The following is a 16863-nucleotide window of genomic DNA, read 5'->3' on the forward strand; positions in this document are numbered from 1 at the left end:
TTAGGAGCCCGCCATGATCCCTGCCCGCTATGCTCATATCGCGTTCGGTTTCGTCCTGAGCGGGATGATGTCATTCCTGGTGTCCGGCATTTCGACCTATCTTGCCGTTGGAATGGTGACAGGATTTCTGGGCCAGTGGATTGGGGCGTGGTTGCCCAGTTGGGCGGTCGCGTTTCCGATTGTTCTGGTCGTTGCCCCGATCGCGCGGCGGCTGGTTGGGGCCATTACGCGGCCGGATTGAGGATTTGTCCCCGCAGGGACAAGTTTTTCGGTGGGTTCACTTGATGTTAGGCAACTTCTGATTTTGCTTGTGTTACAGAGGGACAGCTGAGCGCACGGTCCGGTAGCGCATATTGACCATGCAAAATGCACCATCGTGCCCGACGGGGCGCGGTTTTTAAATCATGCGCTGACCTGCTTAGATGGAGAGCGGAATCGGTTGCAGGTCTGGTGCCACAAAGCTGGCGCGGGCCGCATCGGAAAAGAGTGTGTCCTTGCGGTAGTGGCTGAGCATGACTTTTGCGTCGAGCAGGCGGTCGTCCTGCGCGATGAAGCTGTCGAAGGACCGAGCCGCCGCGGCCTTATCCATGAAATACTGCACTGCCATCAGCCATGCGCGTGTGAGCGTTTCGTGATACTTGTCCGCCGGTACACCGTTGCGTTTCAGAAAGCTGTGCAGGGCGCCACGGATGCGCGGCATTGCTGTATGCACCGGATCCTCGCATAGATAGACGTAGGCCAGACGCAAATGCGCACGGTGGTTGAAGTCTTCCGGCGCGACCTCGCCCGCCTCGAACCGGTCGCAGAAGGCGAGATCATCGGGGGCGGGCATCATCTTCATGGCTGCTTTCCTGTCAGTGCGCTTCGGCCCAATTCTGCCCTTGGCCCGCATCCACCGTCAACTTCACGTCCAGATGCACGACCGGATCGTTGGCGCTTTCCATCACATCCTTTGCGACGCCGACCAGGTCATCGACGGCGGCATCGTCCACTTCGAACAGCAACTCGTCGTGGACTTGCAGCAGCATGGCCGCGGGCAGGTCCTTGATCGCGGCGGGCATGCGGATCATGGCGCGGCGGATGACGTCTGCGGCTGTGCCTTGGATCGGAGCGTTGATCGCAGCGCGGGCAGCGAAGCCTGCGCGGGGACCTTTGGAGGCGATCTCGGGCGTGTGGATTTTGCGTCCGAACAGCGTCTGGACATAGCCGTGTTCCTTGGCGAACGCCTTGGTGTTGTCCATGTAGGTGCGGATGCCGGGGAAGCGTTCGAAGTAGCGGTCGATGAAGCCCTGCGCCTCGCTGCGCGGGATGCGCAGGTTGCGGGCAAGGCCGAAGCCCGAGATGCCGTAAATGACGCCGAAGTTGATCGCCTTGGCCTGGCGGCGAATTTCCGGGGTCATTTCATCGAGCGGGACGTCGAACATTTCCGAGGCGGTGAGCGCGTGGATGTCGATGCCGTCCTTGAACGCCTGTTTCAGTTCCGGGATGTCGGCGATGTGAGCGAGGATGCGCAGTTCGATCTGCGAATAGTCTAGGGCGACGAGGGTCTTGCCCGGCTCGGACACGAAGGCTTCTCGGATGCGGCGACCTTCTTCCGTACGGATAGGTATGTTCTGCAGGTTCGGGTCGGTGGAGGCGAGGCGACCGGTGGACGCGCCTGCAATGGAATAGGACGTGTGGACGCGGCCGGTTTCGGCGTTGATGTGATCCTGAAGCGCGTCTGTGTAGGTCGATTTCAGTTTGCTGATCTGCCGCCAGTCGAGCACGCGGCCCGGCAGTTCATGTTCGGTTGCGAGGTCTTCGAGCACGTCGGCACCTGTCGCGTAAGCGCCTGTTTTGCCTTTCTTTCCGCCCTCGATCCCCATTTCATCGAAGAGGATTTCGCCGAGCTGTTTCGGGGAGCCGACGTTGAACTTGCGGCCTGCGAGTTCGTAGATTTCATCCTCAAGCCCCGCCATCTTCTGGGCGAAGGCGTTGGACATCCGGGACAGTGTATCGCGATCGACCTTGATGCCCGAACGCTCCATGGACGCTAGCGTATGGACCATGGGCCGTTCGAGTGTTTCGTAGACCTTGGTGACCTGTACGCGGTGCAGTTGAGGTTTGAACAGTTGCCAGAGGCGGAGCGTGATATCGGCATCCTCTGCGGCATACTTCACGGCGTCTTCAAGCGGCACCTGATCGAAGGTCTTGGCTGACTTGCCGGACCCGAGCAGTGGTTTGATCGGGATCGGCGTATGGCCGAGATAGCGTTCAGACAGCGTATCCATGCCGTGATTGTGCAGCCCGCCGTGCATGGCGTAGGACATCAGCATCGTGTCGTCGATGGGCGCCACGTGGATGTTCAGACGCGCAAAAATCTTGGCGTCGTACTTCATGTTCTGGCCGATTTTGACGATACTGTCGTCTTCGAGCATCGGCTTGAGCATCTCAAGCGCCTGTTCCAGCGGCATCTGCCCTTCGGCCAGATCGTCGGAGCCAAAGAGGTCATCTCCGCCTTGCTTGTGCGTGAGCGGGATATAACAGGCGTGGCCTGCGTTCACGGCCAGCGAGATGCCCACTAGATCGGCAGTCATTTCGTTTAGGCCGGTGGTTTCGGTATCAACTGCGACCCAGCCCCGTTCATAGATCAGGTCGATCCAGGTTTGGAGTTGGTCCGCGTTTTGGACATGTTCATAGGTCGCCTCTTCGAAGCTGGGCGCTTCGGGGGCGTCTTGGGCTGCTGGGGCGGGTTCCTTGATTTCGGGTGCTTCGACGCCAAGCTGGTCGGCGATGCGTTTGGTGAGCGTGCGGAACTCCATCTCGGCCAGGAAGGGCATGAGTTGGTCGGGTTTGGGGTCCTGCACTTCCAGATCGTCCAGCGTAAAGTCGAGGGGCGTATTTTCGTCCAATCGAACAAGGTCGCGCGACAGGCGGATCTGGTCGGCGTGGTCGATCAGGGTCTGGCGACGCTTGGGCTGCTTGATCTCTTCGGCGCGTTCCAAGAGCGCGTCGAGGTCCCCGTATTCGTTGATAAGCAGAGCGGCGGTTTTCACGCCAATGCCAGGTGCGCCGGGCACGTTGTCGACGCTGTCACCGGCCAGCGCCTGCACGTCGACCACACGGTTGGGGTAGACGCCAAACTTGTCGAACACACCATCGCGGTCGATGCGCGAATTCTTCATGGCGTCCAGCATCTCGACCCCGTCGCCGACAAGCTGCATCAGATCCTTGTCGGAACTGATGATGGTCACACGGCCACCAGCCTCGCGCGCCTGCACGGACAGGGTGGCGATGATGTCGTCGGCCTCGTACCCCTCCTTCTCCTTGCAGGCGATGTTGAAGGCTTCGGTGGCTTGGCGGGTCAGCGGGATCTGCGGGCGCAGGTCTTCGGGCATCGCCTCGCGGTTGGCCTTGTACTGGTCGTACATCTCGTTGCGAAAGGTGTGGCTGCCCTTGTCAAAGATCACTGCCACGTGGGTGGGCGCGTCTGGGCCGTGGTTCCCCTCGACATATTTGTAAAGCATGTTGCAGAAGCCCGAGACTGCCCCGATGGGCAGGCCGTCGGACTTGCGCGTCAGCGGTGGCAATGCGTGATAGGCGCGGAAGATAAAGGCCGAACCGTCGATCAGATGCAGGTGACATCCCTTACCAAAGCTCATGTGAACCGCCCCCTTTTCTGCAAGTGTTCCGGTGATGTGCCACGAATCCCGAAAAGGTAAAAGCACAAGCGTTTTGTTAACTTCGTTTTGCCAAGAGGAACGCATGACTGCGATGAACCGTTTGGCCGATGTAACCGATGTATTGGGCCAGCAATCCGGGGCCACCGGCATTGCGGCTCGGGTAGAGTTGTTGCGCGCCGTCGACATGATACGCTCGCATTGCGCACGCGCGACGTTGTATTGCGCGGCGGGCATGCTGTTTGATGCGCCAGAGGATCACCAGAAGTGCGTTGAAGGGATACAGCGCGCGATGCCCGGCGCCCATTCCGGGGTGCGTATCTTGGCGGGGGGCCACCCAGAGCGCGGCATTGATCCAAACGCATTGAATTGGTTGCGAGAGACGGTCGCCGACATGCCAGACAGTGTCGATGCCATGCGCCGCTTTGTGGCAAGTGTCACGGACCTTGCCCGCCAATTCGACGCAGGCACAAGCGATGCCGCACAACTGCGCGCCCTGACGCGCTTTGCGGCGACGGAATTCAACGAACATTTCGCCAAGCTGGTCAACAAGCTGAGTGCCGAACTGCACGGGGATCGCGTGGCGCGGCGTGCCTCGGCCACCCAAACTGGAAATGACGCACGCGACGCCCTGAACGAGATCAGCGAGATTTCACAGAATGTCGGGCTGATCGCCATCAACGCATCTATTGAAGCGGCGCATGTTGGCGAACAAGGGCGCGGCTTTGCCATAATCGCGACCGAGATCAGGGAGCTTTCGGAAAAGATCGAGCAGGCAAACGCGCGCGTTCAGGCGCAGGTTGACGCTTTGATCCATCAGGTGATCGACGATTGAACGAAGTTCATATCCAGACCCATGTCCGCCGAATGATCAACGAGCTGACGAATCCGCCACGTGTCTGAGCGCACGATTTTGGGCTAGCGATCCAACAGGTCGCGTCCAAACCAATCTTGCTGGGTTGCGGACCGATGGCAGTAGAGCCAAGGGCACACAGCGAGCGTCATGCCGCTTGATGCAGCTGATGCCTTAGCCGCTCGCCTTTTCCGCATAGACGTATTTGCAGTCGCAATAGGGGCACTCGACCCAGCCGGTATCCTCGGGGATTTGCAACCAGACCCGCGGATGACCGAGCGCGCCTTCCCCTCCGTCGCAAGCCACGCGATGCGTGTGGACCGTCTTGGTTTCCGGCGCGTCGATGGGCATGTTGGCTATCCTTGGCTTGGGGCGCGTGCGGGCGCGTTTATGGGCCAAGCCGTCAGGGCAGACAAGGGGTTACGGCGCACGATCGGCGCGCGTCAGGTAGCAGTTGTTGCGGGCAGAGCGCACGTGGATGTATGCGACCTTAGGATCGGCGAATATTGCGGCGATCCTGTCTGCGATCTCGGGCCTGGGCGTCACTGCGCCGGTGCCATAGACGATGCGGTCGTCTTTTCCATATCCCTTGATCAGGTAGTCCGGCGACGTGGTCAGAATCTGGGGCAGATCAGCGCCACTGCTGCGGACGCATGGATCGGCACATAAGAAGATTGGCCCGACCTCTGCGTAGGGATGCGTGCCGTCAAATGGCTTGTGAGCCAGGACAAGCATTTCGGCACCTTCCGGCACATCCCGCAGGCAGTGCCGACACGGATTGCCGGATCCGTTCGAGATATGACGTTCGGGCGGGTTGCCATGCGCGTCGGGTGCGCCGGCACGGTAAGCATCAACGATGTCGGTGGGTAAAGCTGTAAACGTGGTCATGACGATCTCCTTTTACTTATGAAAAACCACGGACAAGAGCGCGGATCGACCCGAATGCTGCGCAACCTGTCTTAGGGGCTCCGTCCATTCGGACGTCAAACGTCGCCCCACGGCGTTTGCCGCTGCGGGAACCGATCCGAATTCTCTGGTTCAAAAAATCCTGGGGGGCGCGTCAGCGCGGGGGCTGGCCCCCTCCAACGCTTCAAATGAGAACAAAAAGTGAATATACTGGCGACCTGCTGCCACCGAATCTGCCAAATTGATGTTCTGCGAACTGTCGATCACATCGAATTTCACCTTTCTCACCGGGGCCTCGCACCCCGAGGAATACGTGAACCGTGCCGCCCTGATCGGGATGGAGGCGATTGCCATTGCCGATGACAATTCGGTGGCGGGGATTGTCCGCGCGCATACGCAGTCCAAGACCATCGCCCGGAGCGTCAAGGAGCGGCGGGAGTTTGATGCGATCCACGGACTGATCGGCCCGCCCCGGCCCGATCACGTGCCTGCCCCACCCAGCGCACCCATCACGGTGGTGCCCCGACTGATCCCGGCCGCGCGGCTGATGTTTTCCGACGCGCCCCCGATCACGGCCCTGCCCGTAAACCGGCAAGGGTGGCGATCGCTTTGCCGTATTATCTCCAAGGGGCGCCGCAATGCCGAGAAGGGGGAGTGCAATCTCCAACTGAGCGATCTCGAAGAGTTTGCAGACGGTCTTCACCTGCTTCTTTGGCCACAGGTGGAAACGGTTCAGGGCGGCGCGGTTGATTGGATGCAAACCGCGCGACGGCTGACGCGCCGCTTTGTCGGGAACATCCACATACTCATGCACCCCCGCTATGATGGGCGGGATACGGCGCGTTTTGACTGGATCGCGGATCAGGCGCGTGCCCTTGGCCTGCCTATTGTGGCCTCTGCTGCGCCACGCATGCACCATGGCGGGCGTCGCAAGCTCGCGGATGTGGTCAGCGCGATCCGCCTGAAATGCCGCGTCGATGCGCTGGGGCGCGCGGCGCTGAGCAATGGCGAGGGGCGGTTGCGCAGTGAGGCGGACATGCTGCGCCTGTTTGCAGGTCACGAAGAGGCCGTGCATCGGTCAGCAGAGCTTGTCGCGCGTCTCGATTTCTCGCTCGACCGGTTGCGCTATGAATACCCCTCCGAGATCACAAAAAACGAGACCCCCAGCCAGCGGCTCAAGCGCCTCGCTTATGAGGGGCTGAAATGGCGCTATCCGTCCGGCGCACCGGAAAAGGCGCAGACATTACTACGCCATGAGCTCGCCCTGATCGCCAAGCTGAATTACGAACCTTATTTCCTGACCGTCCGTGACATCGTCCATTTCGCCCGATCCCGCGGCATCCTGTGCCAGGGCCGTGGGTCAGCGGCGAATTCGGTGGTGTGCTATTGCATGGGCATCACCAGCGTCAGCCCCGAGATGGGGACCATGGTGTTCGAGCGTTTCGTGTCCGAGGCGCGCGATGAGCCCCCCGACATCGACGTTGATTTTGAACATGAACGGCGCGAGGAGGTCATCCAGCACATCTACAAGACCTATAGCCGTGAACGTGCGGGCCTGTGCGCCACGGTCGTGCATTACCGGGGCAAGCGCGCCATCCGCGAGGTGGGCCGGGCCATGGGCCTGACCGAGGACACGATCAGCGCGCTGTCTTCCCAGCTCTGGGGCTTTTTCTCGACCAAGGGGCTTGAGGCGGAGCGTATGGCCGAGATCGGCCTCGATTTCCGCGACCGGCGGCTAAAGCAGACCATCGAGCTGGTCTATGAGATCAACGGCTTTCCAAGGCATCTCAGCCAACATGTGGGCGGCTTCATCATTACCGAGGGGCGGCTGGACGAATTGGTGCCCATTGAGAATGCCACGATGGAGGACCGCACCGTCATCTGCTGGGACAAGGATGATATCGACTCGCTGGGCATTCTGAAGGTCGATGTGCTGAGCCTTGGGATGCTGACCTGCATCCGCAAGGCGTTTGACCTGCTCAAGATGCACCACCATCAGCACTACACCCTCGCCACCCTGCCGCCCGAGGACCCGCGCGTTTACGATATGCTCTGTGCGGCCGACAGCATCGGGGTGTTCCAGGTCGAAAGCCGGGCGCAGATGAACTTCCTGCCCCGGATGCGGCCGCGCAATTTCTATGACCTGGTGATCGAGGTGGCCATTATCCGCCCTGGCCCCATTCAGGGCGACATGGTCCACCCCTATATCCGCCGCCGGAACGGAGAGGAGGAGGTCAGCTTCCCCTCGGACGAGTTGGGCGCGGTGCTGGGCAAGACGCTGGGCGTGCCGCTCTTTCAGGAACAGGCGATGCAGATCGCCATCGTGGGCGCGGGCTTTACCCCCGATCAGGCGGATCGGCTGCGGCGGTCATTGGCGACGTTCAAGAAACACGGCTCTGTCAGCGAATTCCGCGCGTTGTTCCTGCGGGGCATGCGCAAGAATGGCTATGACGACGACTTTGCCGAACGATGCTTCAGTCAGATCGAAGGCTTCGGCTCCTACGGTTTTCCCGAAAGCCATGCGGCGAGCTTTGCGCTCTTGGTCTATGCCTCAAGCTGGATCAAGTGCCACCATCCCGGCATCTTCGCCTGCGCGCTGCTCAACTCGCAGCCCATGGGGTTCTACGCCCCTGCCCAGATCGTGCGGGACGCGCGCGAGCACGGGGTCGAGGTGCGGCCGATCTGCGTGAACGCCAGCTTCTGGGACAACGTGATGGAGCCGGATGGGAAGGGGGGCCTCGCCCTGCGCCTCGGGTTCCGGCAAATCAAGGGACTGAACGAAGAGGATGCCGAGTGGATCACGGTGGCCCGTGGCAACGGCTATCAGTCGGTGCAGGACATCTGGCGCCGGGCCGGGGTGGGCGTGACGGTGATCGAACGGCTTGCCGAAGCTGATGCCTTTGCTGGGGCGGGCATCAACCGACGTGACGCGCTGTGGCAGGCCAAGGCCATCGCGCCCGGTCCCGCGCTGCCGCTTTTTGCCAAGGATCTGGATGGCGAGGTGGTGGACGAGCCTGCAGCACTCCTGCCCGAGATGACTTTGGGCGAGGAGGTGGTCGAGGATTACGTATCGACCCGCCTGACCCTGCGCGCCCATCCCGTGGGCCTGTTGCGCCATATTCTGACCCCGGGTGCTGCCCCGGTGCAGGTGCTGCCCGCAACAAGAACCTCGCCCGACCTGTCAAAGATCAGCTTTACCCGCGGCAACCCCGATTGAAGGAGGCAGAGATGAGCGTGCTTGAAACCTACAAGGCCCGGTCGGGCCGTTTTACCCCGGTCTGGACGCTTGAGATCCAGACATTGCCGGAGGACACCGACCGCATTCTCGATGCCGTCATGGCGGTGCATCCGCTGGGCTATGGCCGGTATCAGCGCAATGCCAGCATCTCTGCCGTCGGCGCGGAGACAGCGCAGCCCGAGGCCGGGTCAACCACGACAACCCATGTGGACGGGTTCGAGGCGGGCGGGACCGAAACCTATCCCATGGTCGAGTTGAAGATCTCCATCGAACGGGATGTGGCCGTGTTGGAGAAGGTCATGGATGCGGTGCTGGAGGTGCATCACTACGAGGAGCCGGTGATCTTTCTGCGCGAGGATTGGGCGAGCCGTGCAGCTTATGATCCCAATCGCGACAATCCGCATCGGTGGTGGAATAACGGCAAGGGGCTGCCCGAGCGCATCGGCTGAATGGGTCGGAAAAAGCGTCAGTCTCCCGGCGGGTCGAAACGGCTCTGCAGTGTAAAGGCCTCAGGCGTGGCGCCGTTCTTCCGCAGCTCTTGCAGCCGGTTCCACCCGTCTTCCAGCGCCACCCGTGTGCCCCGCTCTGCCCACCACATCACCATGGTTGCCCCCTCCGACCGGTCCACCCAGTCGCGCAGGGTCTTCATGCCCGCCCGGTGCAGCGGATCGCGATAGGCAAAGCGGTGCATGGCCTGCGCATCCCGCCACCCGGCCATGGTGAGGATGTGGAAATTGTCCTCCGTCCGCTTTGTTTGCAGCCCCAGCAGATCGTTCATATCGCCATAGCTGCCATCCGGCATCCGGGCACCGTGATTGTGCCAGAACATGCCATCATCGGCCTTGGCCCTCGCAAACAGCTTGGGCAATTCGCCAAAGAAAAACTGCGCGTTCGGATGGCTGGCACTGAAGGGGCCCAACGGGCGCACCACGTTCAGGTGCACCAGCATGTGTTTGCTCATTTTCTCCCCCCTCGTCCGGCCGGAGCGTACCGCCTTGCATTGTTCAGGCAAGTGTTCTTTCCAATGACCGGACGGCACGGTAGAACGCGAACCACCACACTGGAAGGACCTCTTAGATGGCACCACCCAAACCCGTTGTTCTGTGTATCATGGATGGCTGGGGCCTGCGCGAGGATGAGACGGGGAACGCCCCGAAACTGGCGCGCACGCCGACCATCGACCGGATCATGGAAACCTGCAGCCACGCGACCCTGATCACACATGGTCCTGACGTGGGCCTGCCCCGCGGGCAGATGGGCAATTCCGAAGTGGGCCATACCAATATCGGTGCGGGCCGCGTGGTGGCCATGGACCTCGGCCAGATTGATCTGGCCATCGAGGACGGCAGTTTCTTTCGCAACCCGCGCCTGATGGACTGGATCAACGCGGTCAAGGAAAAAGAGGGGCGTGCGCACCTGATGGGCGTGCTGTCCGACGGTGGTGTGCATGGGCACATCAATCACATGATCGCCGCAGCCAAGGCCTGCACCGACGCGGGCCTGCCCGTGGTCATCCATGCCATCACCGATGGACGGGATGTGGCGCCGAAATCGGCGCTGACCTATCTGGAGGATTTGAACGATGCGCTCCCTGCAGGCGCGCGTGTTGTCACCGTGACGGGCCGCTATTTTGCCATGGACCGCGACAACCGTTGGGACCGGGTTGAGAGCGCATTTGCCGCCATGGTGCGTGCAGATGGCCGGATCGTCGAGACGGCGCAGGCGGCCATCGAGTCCGCTTACGATGATGAAAAGACGGATGAATTCATCCCTGCCGCTGTCATGGATGGCTACAAGGGAGCCAAGGATGGCGATGGCCTGTTCTGCCTGAACTTCCGCGCTGACCGCGCGCGAGAGATCATGGCGGCCATGGGCGATCCGGGCTTTGATGCCTTCGCCCCCGAGGGCCGTCCGGAGTGGGCTGGGCTGATCGGGATGGCGGACTATTCCGAAGATCACAAAGCCTACATGACCACCGTCTATCCCAAGCCCGAAATCGTGAACACGCTCGGGGCGTGGGTGGCGAAAGCGGGCTTGCGCCAGTTCAGGCTGGCGGAGACCGAAAAGTACCCGCATGTGACCTTTTTCCTGAACGGTGGGGAGGAGCAGCCGGAGGCTGGTGAGGATCGCGCTATGCCGAAATCGCCCGCCGTCGCCACCTATGACATGCAGCCCGAGATGTCGTCCGTCGAGGTGACGGACAAGTTCATCGAGGCAATCGAAGAAGGCTATGATCTGATCGTGGTGAACTACGCGAACCCGGATATGGTCGGCCATACCGGTGATCTGGACGCTGCCATCGCTGCTTGCGAAGCGGTGGATACCGGCCTCGGCCGAGTCCTGCCGGTGCTTGAAGCGGCGGGTGGCGCGATGATCCTGACGGCGGATCATGGCAATTGCGAAACGATGATCGACCCGGACACTGGCGCGCCGCATACGGCGCATACCACGAACCTTGTTCCCGTTGCATTGATCGGGGCCGAAGGCACTGTGCATGACGGGCGCCTTGCGGATCTGGCGCCGACGCTTCTGCAGCTCATGGGGCTCGAAAAGCCGGTCGAGATGACGGGGAACAGTTTGATCGAATGAGACCGCTGGCAGCCCTCTTCTTATGTGTTTGGGCCTTGCCACTCTGGGCGCAGGAAGATGCTGGCGCTCTGGCGCGTGAGGCGGGGGCGCAGCTTGAGGCGGCCTCGGTCCGGTTGGCGGAGGCCGAGACGGCCCGCAACCGTGTGCGTGCGCTGACGGATACGGTTCATGCCTACGAAGCGGGCCTTTCGGCCATGCGCGCTGGTCTGCGTCGCGCGTCCATTCGAGAGGCGCAGTTGCGGCGCCAGTTGCAATCCCGTGATGCCGAGATTGCACAGCTTGTGGCAGTTTTACAGACACTTACGCCGGATGAAGCACCGACGGCGTTCCTGCATCCCGATGGCCCGAACGGCACGGCGCGAGCGGGGATGCTGCTGGCCGAGTTGACACCGGCCCTGAACCAGCGCGCCGCGCAGCTGCGCCAAGACCTGAACGATGTGGAAAGCCTGCGGCTTTTGCAGGAGCAGGCGGCAGCCCAATTGCAGACCGGTTTGAGCGAGGTGCAGACGGCGCGATCTGCGCTGAACCAGGCGATGGCGGAGCGGACGGACCTGCCGCAGCGTTTTACCGAGGACCCGGTGCGCACCGCGATTCTGATTGCGTCGGCCGAGACGCTGGATGCGTTTTCCAGCGGGCTGGCAAGCATTGCCGAAGGCGATGTCGGCTGGACGCCGCCGGAAATCGACGACTTGATCGGCGAGTTTCCGATGCCCGCACGGGGTGTGATCTTGCGTCGCGCCGGGGAGCCGGATGCGGCGGGGATTGCCCGTCCCGGTATCCTGCTCGCGACCCGCCCCGGCACGCTGGTCAGTTCGCCCACGGCGGCGACGCTACGATATGTTGGGCCGCTTCTGGACTTTGGTACAGTCACTATCCTCGAGCCGCGCCCGGGCACGTTGATCATCCTTGCGGGCATGGCCGTTAGCTATGGCAACACCGGCCAGATCATCGCCGCAAGCACGCCCTTGGGTCTGATGGGTGGCCTGCCGACGCCAAACGCCGCTTCAACAGGTAGTGAGGGGGGTGGCGCTGAGCGTTCGGAAACGCTCTATATAGAGGTAAGAGAGAATAATGTGCCAATGGACCCGCTTGAATGGTTCAGCACTGAACAGGATGGATAAGCTGTAATGAAGAAATTCGTGATGGCCGCATTGGGCGGAACAGTAGCAGGTGTCATTGCAACGACGCAGATTGCGGGCCCCTTGCTGGCGCAGGAAAAGGCCGCAAATTCAAGTGTGTACGAACAGTTGGATCTGTTCGGCGACATCTTTGAACGCATCCGTGGGCAATATGTGGAGCAGGTCGAACCCGGCGAGCTGATCGAGGCCGCGATTGACGGGATGCTGACCTCGCTTGATCCGCATTCAAGCTACCTGTCGCCCGATGATGCCGCGCAGATGCAGGTGCAGACCCGTGGTGAGTTCGGTGGCCTAGGCATCGAAGTCACGCAGGAAGAAGGGTTTATCAAGGTTGTGTCGCCCATCGACTCGACCCCAGCCGCCGAGGCCGGGATCGAAGCGGGCGACTTCATCACCCATGTCGATGGCGAGTCGATGCTGGGCCTGACGTTGGACGAAGCGGTCGACAAAATGCGCGGGCCGGTGGGGTCCGAGATCATCATCACCGTGGTGCGCGAGGGCGAGAACGAACCCTTTGACGTGTCCATCATTCGCGACACGATCGAACTGCAAGCCGTGCGCAGCAGGACGCAGGGTGAGACGGTTGTGCTGCGCGTGACGACCTTCAATGACAAGACGACGCCGAACCTCGTCTCCAAGTTGGAAGAAGAAGTCGAGACGCTGGGCGGCATGGATTCCGTGAATGGCTTTGTTCTGGATTTACGTAACAATCCCGGGGGTTTGCTGACCCAAGCCATTCGCGTGTCGGATGCGTTTCTGGAAGAGGGCGAGATCGTTTCGACCCGTGGCCGCGACCCCGAGGATGGTGATCGCTACAATGCGACGCCGGGCGATCTGGCGCAGGGCAAGCCCATTGTGGTGCTGATCAATGGCGGGTCCGCCTCGGCCTCCGAGATTGTGGCGGGGGCGCTGCAGGACCACCGCCGAGCCATCGTTGTGGGCACCAAGAGCTTTGGCAAAGGGTCGGTCCAGACGGTCATGCCGTTGCGCGGAGATGGGGCGATGCGCCTGACCACGGCGCGGTATTATACGCCCTCGGGCCGGTCGATTCAGGCGCTGGGCGTGAGCCCTGACATCGTGGTGGAACAGCCCCGTCGGCGTCCGGTTGAGGACGAGGAAGAGGATGCACCCGCAAGCGCAGTTGGTCCCCGGACCGAGGGTGAACTGCGTGGCAGCCTCAACAATGATTCGCTGAGCGAGGACCAGATCAAGCAGATCGAGGAAGACCGGGCCAAGGCGCAGGAAGCGGCTGATCTGCGGGAAGAGGATTACCAGCTGGCCTATGCCATCGACATCCTGAAAGGGCTGAATGCGCTGGGTCCTCAAGCACTTAGCACGGCAAATTTGCGGTAGAGTGAACGGAGCGCGCGGTGGGGTTAACGCACCCCGCGCTTTTGCATTTGAGGGTAAAGTGCACATTTTGCCCGCGAAACTGCGTGTTTTGAGCCTGTTGAACCGGGCAGTTTTTGCCGGGTTTTGGCGAAACTGCACATTTTTAGGGTCAAACTGCGTGTTTTGGTGACGGCCGATCGCCGTTTTCCCGATCATTTTTTATTAGTAGATCGGTGCCGTTAACGAAGGTTTCGATTGGGTAAACTTCGAGCGTAAGGCGGGGTGAAACCCCGCCTTACGGTTTGACTTCAAACGGGGTGAGTTTGGGCCAGTCGAATTCTACGCCGACGCCGGGGATTTTGGGGGCGACGGCGAGTTGATCCTCGATTGCCAAAGGGCGTTTCGTGTAGCGGTCGATGGGGAAGCTGTGCACTTCGAGCCAGCCGCCGTGGGGTTGGCTTGAGACCAGCGAAACATGCAGTTCCTGCATGCCGTGGCTGCAGACCGGGACGCCCGCCTCTTGCGCCATCCTTGCCACTTCGAGCCAGCCGGTGATGCCCAGGCAGTTCGACGCGTCGGGTTGGATGAAGTCCACATGGGGCAGGGCGCGGCGAAACTCATGCAGGGTGTGCAGGTTTTCGCCCTGGGCGACTTTGATGCCCGAGGCGTCACGGATGCGTGCGAAGTCCTCGAAGTGATCGGGTTCGATGGGCTCTTCGAACCATTCGATATCGAATGGTCTCATCGCCTTGGCCATGCTGATCGCTTGATCGGTGGTCATGGAATAGTTGGCGTCGACCATGAAGGTGATGTCGGGGCCGATGAGGTCGCGGACCGCCTTGATCCGTTCCACGTCTTCCACCTCGGTCGGTTGGCCGATCTTGATTTTGACGGCGTTGTGGCCGCGGGCGAGGTAGGTGCGGATGCTGTCAAGTAGTTTGGGCAGATCGAAGCCAAGATCGATGCCGCCCGCGTAGGCTTTGCACCGGTCGGATGCGCCGCCTGCGGCTTGGACGAGCGATTGGCCTGCACCTTTGAGCCGCGCGTCCCAGAGGGCGATATCCACCGCAGAGATGGCGAAAGACAGGATGCCGCCCCGGCCCACGTAGTGCAGGTGTTCGTCCATGGCGTGGGTGAGCTGTTCGACGTTTTCGGAGTCTTGCCCGATCAGGAAGGGGGCGAGGTCGTGGGTAATCATCGCTGCCGTGGCGTGCCCGCCGCGCCCGCCATTGTAGGTGTAGCCGGTGCCCGTGCGCCCGTCCTCCAGCGTGACTGTCGCCGTGATCAGGTGGAAATGGCTATGGTCGCCGTGCTTGGCATCGACGAGGATTTCGTCGAGCGGGACGGCGAAGAGGCGGGCCTGGACGTCGGTGATCTTAGCCATTGAGGTGCCTGGTTTCCGGCACGGGCGTGATCACGAGGCCGTTGTCGAGATGGCTGATCAGGTTGTCCACCACGAGCGTGCCCATGGCCGCGCGTGTTTCATGCGTGGCGCTGCCGACATGGGGCAGGAGGATGACGTTGGACATGGTTTTGAGGGCGTCGGGGATTTTGGGTTCTTCCTCGAACACGTCGAGGGCTGCGTAGCCGAGCTTGCTGGATTGGAGGGCGGCGACCATGGCAGCCTCGTCAATCACTGAGCCGCGGGAGACGTTGATCAGGGTGCCTTCGGGGCCCAGAGCCTCGATCACATCCGCATTGACGATGTGGTGGGTCGAGGGGCCGCCGGGGGTGATGCAGATCATCACCTCAACCGCCTTTGCCATGTCCACGAGGTTGGCGTGGTAGGTGTAGGGCACGTCCTTTTCGCTGCGGGTGTGGTAGTGGATGTCGGCGTCGAACGACTTGAGCTTGTCCGCGATGGCCTGGCCGATGCGCCCGAGCCCGAGGATGCCGACGCGCCGGTTGTCAGCGCTGCGCGACAGGGGCGCGTTGCCGTTCGTTTCCCAATTGCCGGAGCGGGCGTGCGCCTCGTCCGCCATGAAGTTGCGGAAGCTGTTGAGCATCAGCATGATCGCGGTGCTCGCCACTTCGGCGTTCAGGACGTCGGGTGTGTGGGTGACGATGATGCCCCGTTCGACGCAGGCGTCGGTGTCGATGGCGTCATACCCTACGCCGTAGCTGGCGGCCATTTGCGCGTTGGGGCAGTTGGCGAGGATATCGGCAGGCACGCCGTCATGGCCGTTGGTGACGATGTGGGTGATTGCCTCGCCCGGGTAGTTGTCGGTGGCTTGGTGGATGGTGAAGCGCTCTTCCAGACGGGTGCGCATGGCGTCGGTGATGCCGCCGATTTGCAGAAGATCAGGCATCTTGTTTCACCTCTTGCCTTTGGGTGCCGAGGCCCGCGATTTCCAGTTCCATCACGTCGCCCACCTTGAGGTAGGTTTTCGGGTTCATCCCGTCGCCCACGCCGGGGGGCGTGCCGGTGCTGATGACGTCGCCGGGGTGCAGGGTGAAGAGGTGCGACAGGTGTTCGATGATTTCGGCCACGGAGAAGATCATGGTGGAGGTGTTCCCGGTCTGCATCCGCTGGCCGTTGACCGAGAGCGACATGTCGAGCGTTTGGGGGTCTTCGATTTCGTCACGTGTAATAAGATACGGGCCCGTAGGTCCGTAGGTGTCGCAGGATTTGCCCTTGGTCCACTGGCCCGTGAGGTTCTGCTGGAATTCGCGTTCGGAGACGTCGTTGACGATGCAGTAGCCTGCCACGTAGTCGAGCGCGTCGGCTTTGCTCACATATTTGCAGGTCTTGCCGATCACCGCGCCCAGTTCGACTTCCCAGTCGGTGCGTTGGGAGCCGCGCGGCATGACCACGTCGTCATTGGGGCCAACGATGGCCGAGTTGGCCTTGAAGAACAGGATGGGGTGTTCGGGGATCGGGAGGCCTTGTTCGGCGGCGTGGTCGGAGTAGTTGAGGCCGATGCAGAGGAACTTGCCGATATTGCCGACGCAGGGGCCGATGCGGGGGGAGCCGTCGACTGCTGGCAGGGTGGCAGGGTCGATGGCGCGCAGCTTGTCGAGCGTTGCGTCGTCCAGTGTGGCGCCGTGGATGTCGTCGATGTGGCCGCTGAGGTCGCGGAGTGTGTCGCCGTCCATGAGGCCTGGTTTTTCGTGACCTACGTCACCGTATCTTACGAGTTTCATATT

Annotated in this window: 15 protein-coding genes; 7 read left to right on the plus strand and 8 right to left on the minus strand. The window is 61.5% G+C overall.

Annotated features, from left to right (window positions below; all coding sequences use genetic code 11):
• Window positions 1–13: 13 nt before the first annotated feature.
• Window positions 14–241 (plus strand): DUF2798 domain-containing protein, encoded by a 228-nt coding sequence (locus KUV51_RS11730; RefSeq protein WP_222521807.1) that lies wholly within the window; start codon window positions 14–16, stop codon window positions 239–241.
• Between the two features lie 177 nt (window positions 242–418).
• Here the strand turns inward: KUV51_RS11730 and KUV51_RS11735 are convergent, their stop codons facing one another.
• Together KUV51_RS11735 and polA are read right to left on the minus strand one after the other, a co-directional pair.
• A complete protein-coding gene (locus tag KUV51_RS11735; protein WP_222521808.1) occupies window positions 419–841 on the minus strand; it encodes a hypothetical protein in 423 nt (140 codons plus the stop codon).
• A 13-nt stretch (window positions 842–854) separates the two neighbouring features.
• The gene (gene polA / locus KUV51_RS11740; RefSeq protein WP_222521809.1) at window positions 855–3641 is read right to left on the minus strand and encodes a DNA polymerase I; all 2787 of its coding nucleotides are present in this window, start codon (window positions 3639–3641) and stop codon (window positions 855–857) included.
• A gap of 103 nt (window positions 3642–3744) precedes the next feature.
• Between polA and KUV51_RS11745 the strand changes: the two genes are divergently transcribed.
• Complete coding sequence (locus KUV51_RS11745) at window positions 3745–4494, plus strand: methyl-accepting chemotaxis protein (RefSeq protein WP_222521810.1); 750 nt, start codon at window positions 3745–3747, stop codon at window positions 4492–4494.
• A 192-nt stretch (window positions 4495–4686) separates the two neighbouring features.
• Here the strand turns inward: KUV51_RS11745 and KUV51_RS11750 are convergent, their stop codons facing one another.
• Window positions 4687–4863 carry a zinc-finger domain-containing protein gene (locus tag KUV51_RS11750; protein ID WP_222521811.1) on the minus strand — a complete coding sequence of 59 codons (177 nt, stop codon included), beginning with the start codon at window positions 4861–4863 and terminating at the stop codon, window positions 4687–4689.
• A 69-nt stretch (window positions 4864–4932) separates the two neighbouring features.
• Complete coding sequence (locus KUV51_RS11755) at window positions 4933–5400, minus strand: DUF1203 domain-containing protein (RefSeq protein ID WP_222521812.1); 468 nt, start codon at window positions 5398–5400, stop codon at window positions 4933–4935.
• Window positions 5401–5662: 262 nt separating this feature from the next.
• On the opposite strand from KUV51_RS11755, the gene KUV51_RS11760 reads away from it, so the two are divergent.
• Complete coding sequence (locus KUV51_RS11760) at window positions 5663–8635, plus strand: error-prone DNA polymerase (RefSeq protein WP_222521813.1); 2973 nt, start codon at window positions 5663–5665, stop codon at window positions 8633–8635.
• 11 nt (window positions 8636–8646) lie between these two features.
• Entirely contained in the window at window positions 8647–9105 is a 459-nt protein-coding gene (locus KUV51_RS11765) for a hypothetical protein (RefSeq protein ID WP_222521814.1), read from the plus strand.
• A gap of 17 nt (window positions 9106–9122) precedes the next feature.
• On the opposite strand, the gene KUV51_RS11770 is transcribed toward KUV51_RS11765, so the two are convergent.
• Window positions 9123–9617, minus strand: a complete 495-nt coding sequence (locus tag KUV51_RS11770) for a DUF3291 domain-containing protein (RefSeq protein WP_222521815.1) — start codon at window positions 9615–9617, stop codon at window positions 9123–9125.
• A gap of 116 nt (window positions 9618–9733) precedes the next feature.
• Here KUV51_RS11770 and gpmI point away from each other — a divergent pair, with 116 nt between their 5' ends.
• Genes gpmI through KUV51_RS11785 form a run of 3 tightly spaced genes read left to right on the plus strand, consistent with a single transcriptional unit; the run spans window position 9734 to window position 13737 of the window.
• Window positions 9734–11245, plus strand: coding sequence for a 2,3-bisphosphoglycerate-independent phosphoglycerate mutase (gpmI, locus tag KUV51_RS11775; protein ID WP_222521816.1), 1512 nt, complete (start codon window positions 9734–9736; stop codon window positions 11243–11245).
• Entirely contained in the window at window positions 11242–12366 is a 1125-nt protein-coding gene (locus KUV51_RS11780) for a murein hydrolase activator EnvC family protein (protein WP_222521817.1), read from the plus strand. Before gpmI ends, KUV51_RS11780 begins: the two co-directional genes overlap by 4 nt.
• A gap of 6 nt (window positions 12367–12372) precedes the next feature.
• The gene (locus KUV51_RS11785; protein ID WP_222521818.1) at window positions 12373–13737 is read left to right on the plus strand and encodes a S41 family peptidase; all 1365 of its coding nucleotides are present in this window, start codon (window positions 12373–12375) and stop codon (window positions 13735–13737) included.
• 274 nt (window positions 13738–14011) lie between these two features.
• Here the strand turns inward: KUV51_RS11785 and KUV51_RS11790 are convergent, their stop codons facing one another.
• Genes KUV51_RS11790 through KUV51_RS11800 form a run of 3 tightly spaced genes read right to left on the minus strand, consistent with a single transcriptional unit; the run spans window position 14012 to window position 16860 of the window.
• Window positions 14012–15100: a mandelate racemase/muconate lactonizing enzyme family protein gene (locus KUV51_RS11790; RefSeq protein ID WP_222521819.1), complete on the minus strand. Its 1089-nt coding sequence runs from the start codon at window positions 15098–15100 to the stop codon at window positions 14012–14014.
• Entirely contained in the window at window positions 15093–16025 is a 933-nt protein-coding gene (locus KUV51_RS11795; RefSeq protein WP_222521820.1) for a 2-hydroxyacid dehydrogenase, read from the minus strand. Before KUV51_RS11795 ends, KUV51_RS11790 begins: the two co-directional genes overlap by 8 nt.
• Window positions 16018–16860 carry a fumarylacetoacetate hydrolase family protein gene (locus KUV51_RS11800; protein ID WP_222521821.1) on the minus strand — a complete coding sequence of 281 codons (843 nt, stop codon included), beginning with the start codon at window positions 16858–16860 and terminating at the stop codon, window positions 16018–16020. The genes KUV51_RS11795 and KUV51_RS11800 overlap by 8 nt, the downstream gene beginning before the upstream one ends.
• Window positions 16861–16863: the final 3 nt, after the last annotated feature.

Source organism: Tateyamaria omphalii, assembly GCF_019802125.1.
GTDB classification, from domain to species: domain Bacteria; phylum Pseudomonadota; class Alphaproteobacteria; order Rhodobacterales; family Rhodobacteraceae; genus Tateyamaria; species Tateyamaria omphalii_B.

Bases quoted from the DNA above. Each gene is read 5' to 3' on its own strand.
- KUV51_RS11730 (WP_222521807.1), top strand. From the start codon at position 14: ATGATCCCTGCCCGCTATGCTCATATCGCGTTCGGTTTCGTCCTGAGC.
- KUV51_RS11735 (WP_222521808.1), bottom strand. From the start codon at position 841: ATGAAGATGATGCCCGCCCCCGATGATCTCGCCTTCTGCGACCGGTTC.
- polA (WP_222521809.1), bottom strand. From the start codon at position 3,641: ATGAGCTTTGGTAAGGGATGTCACCTGCATCTGATCGACGGTTCGGCC.
- KUV51_RS11745 (WP_222521810.1), top strand. From the start codon at position 3,745: ATGACTGCGATGAACCGTTTGGCCGATGTAACCGATGTATTGGGCCAG.
- KUV51_RS11750 (WP_222521811.1), bottom strand. From the start codon at position 4,863: ATGCCCATCGACGCGCCGGAAACCAAGACGGTCCACACGCATCGCGTG.
- KUV51_RS11755 (WP_222521812.1), bottom strand. From the start codon at position 5,400: ATGACCACGTTTACAGCTTTACCCACCGACATCGTTGATGCTTACCGT.
- KUV51_RS11760 (WP_222521813.1), top strand. From the start codon at position 5,663: ATGTTCTGCGAACTGTCGATCACATCGAATTTCACCTTTCTCACCGGG.
- KUV51_RS11765 (WP_222521814.1), top strand. From the start codon at position 8,647: ATGAGCGTGCTTGAAACCTACAAGGCCCGGTCGGGCCGTTTTACCCCG.
- KUV51_RS11770 (WP_222521815.1), bottom strand. From the start codon at position 9,617: ATGAGCAAACACATGCTGGTGCACCTGAACGTGGTGCGCCCGTTGGGC.
- gpmI (WP_222521816.1), top strand. From the start codon at position 9,734: ATGGCACCACCCAAACCCGTTGTTCTGTGTATCATGGATGGCTGGGGC.
- KUV51_RS11780 (WP_222521817.1), top strand. From the start codon at position 11,242: ATGAGACCGCTGGCAGCCCTCTTCTTATGTGTTTGGGCCTTGCCACTC.
- KUV51_RS11785 (WP_222521818.1), top strand. From the start codon at position 12,373: ATGAAGAAATTCGTGATGGCCGCATTGGGCGGAACAGTAGCAGGTGTC.
- KUV51_RS11790 (WP_222521819.1), bottom strand. From the start codon at position 15,100: ATGGCTAAGATCACCGACGTCCAGGCCCGCCTCTTCGCCGTCCCGCTC.
- KUV51_RS11795 (WP_222521820.1), bottom strand. From the start codon at position 16,025: ATGCCTGATCTTCTGCAAATCGGCGGCATCACCGACGCCATGCGCACC.
- KUV51_RS11800 (WP_222521821.1), bottom strand. From the start codon at position 16,860: ATGAAACTCGTAAGATACGGTGACGTAGGTCACGAAAAACCAGGCCTC.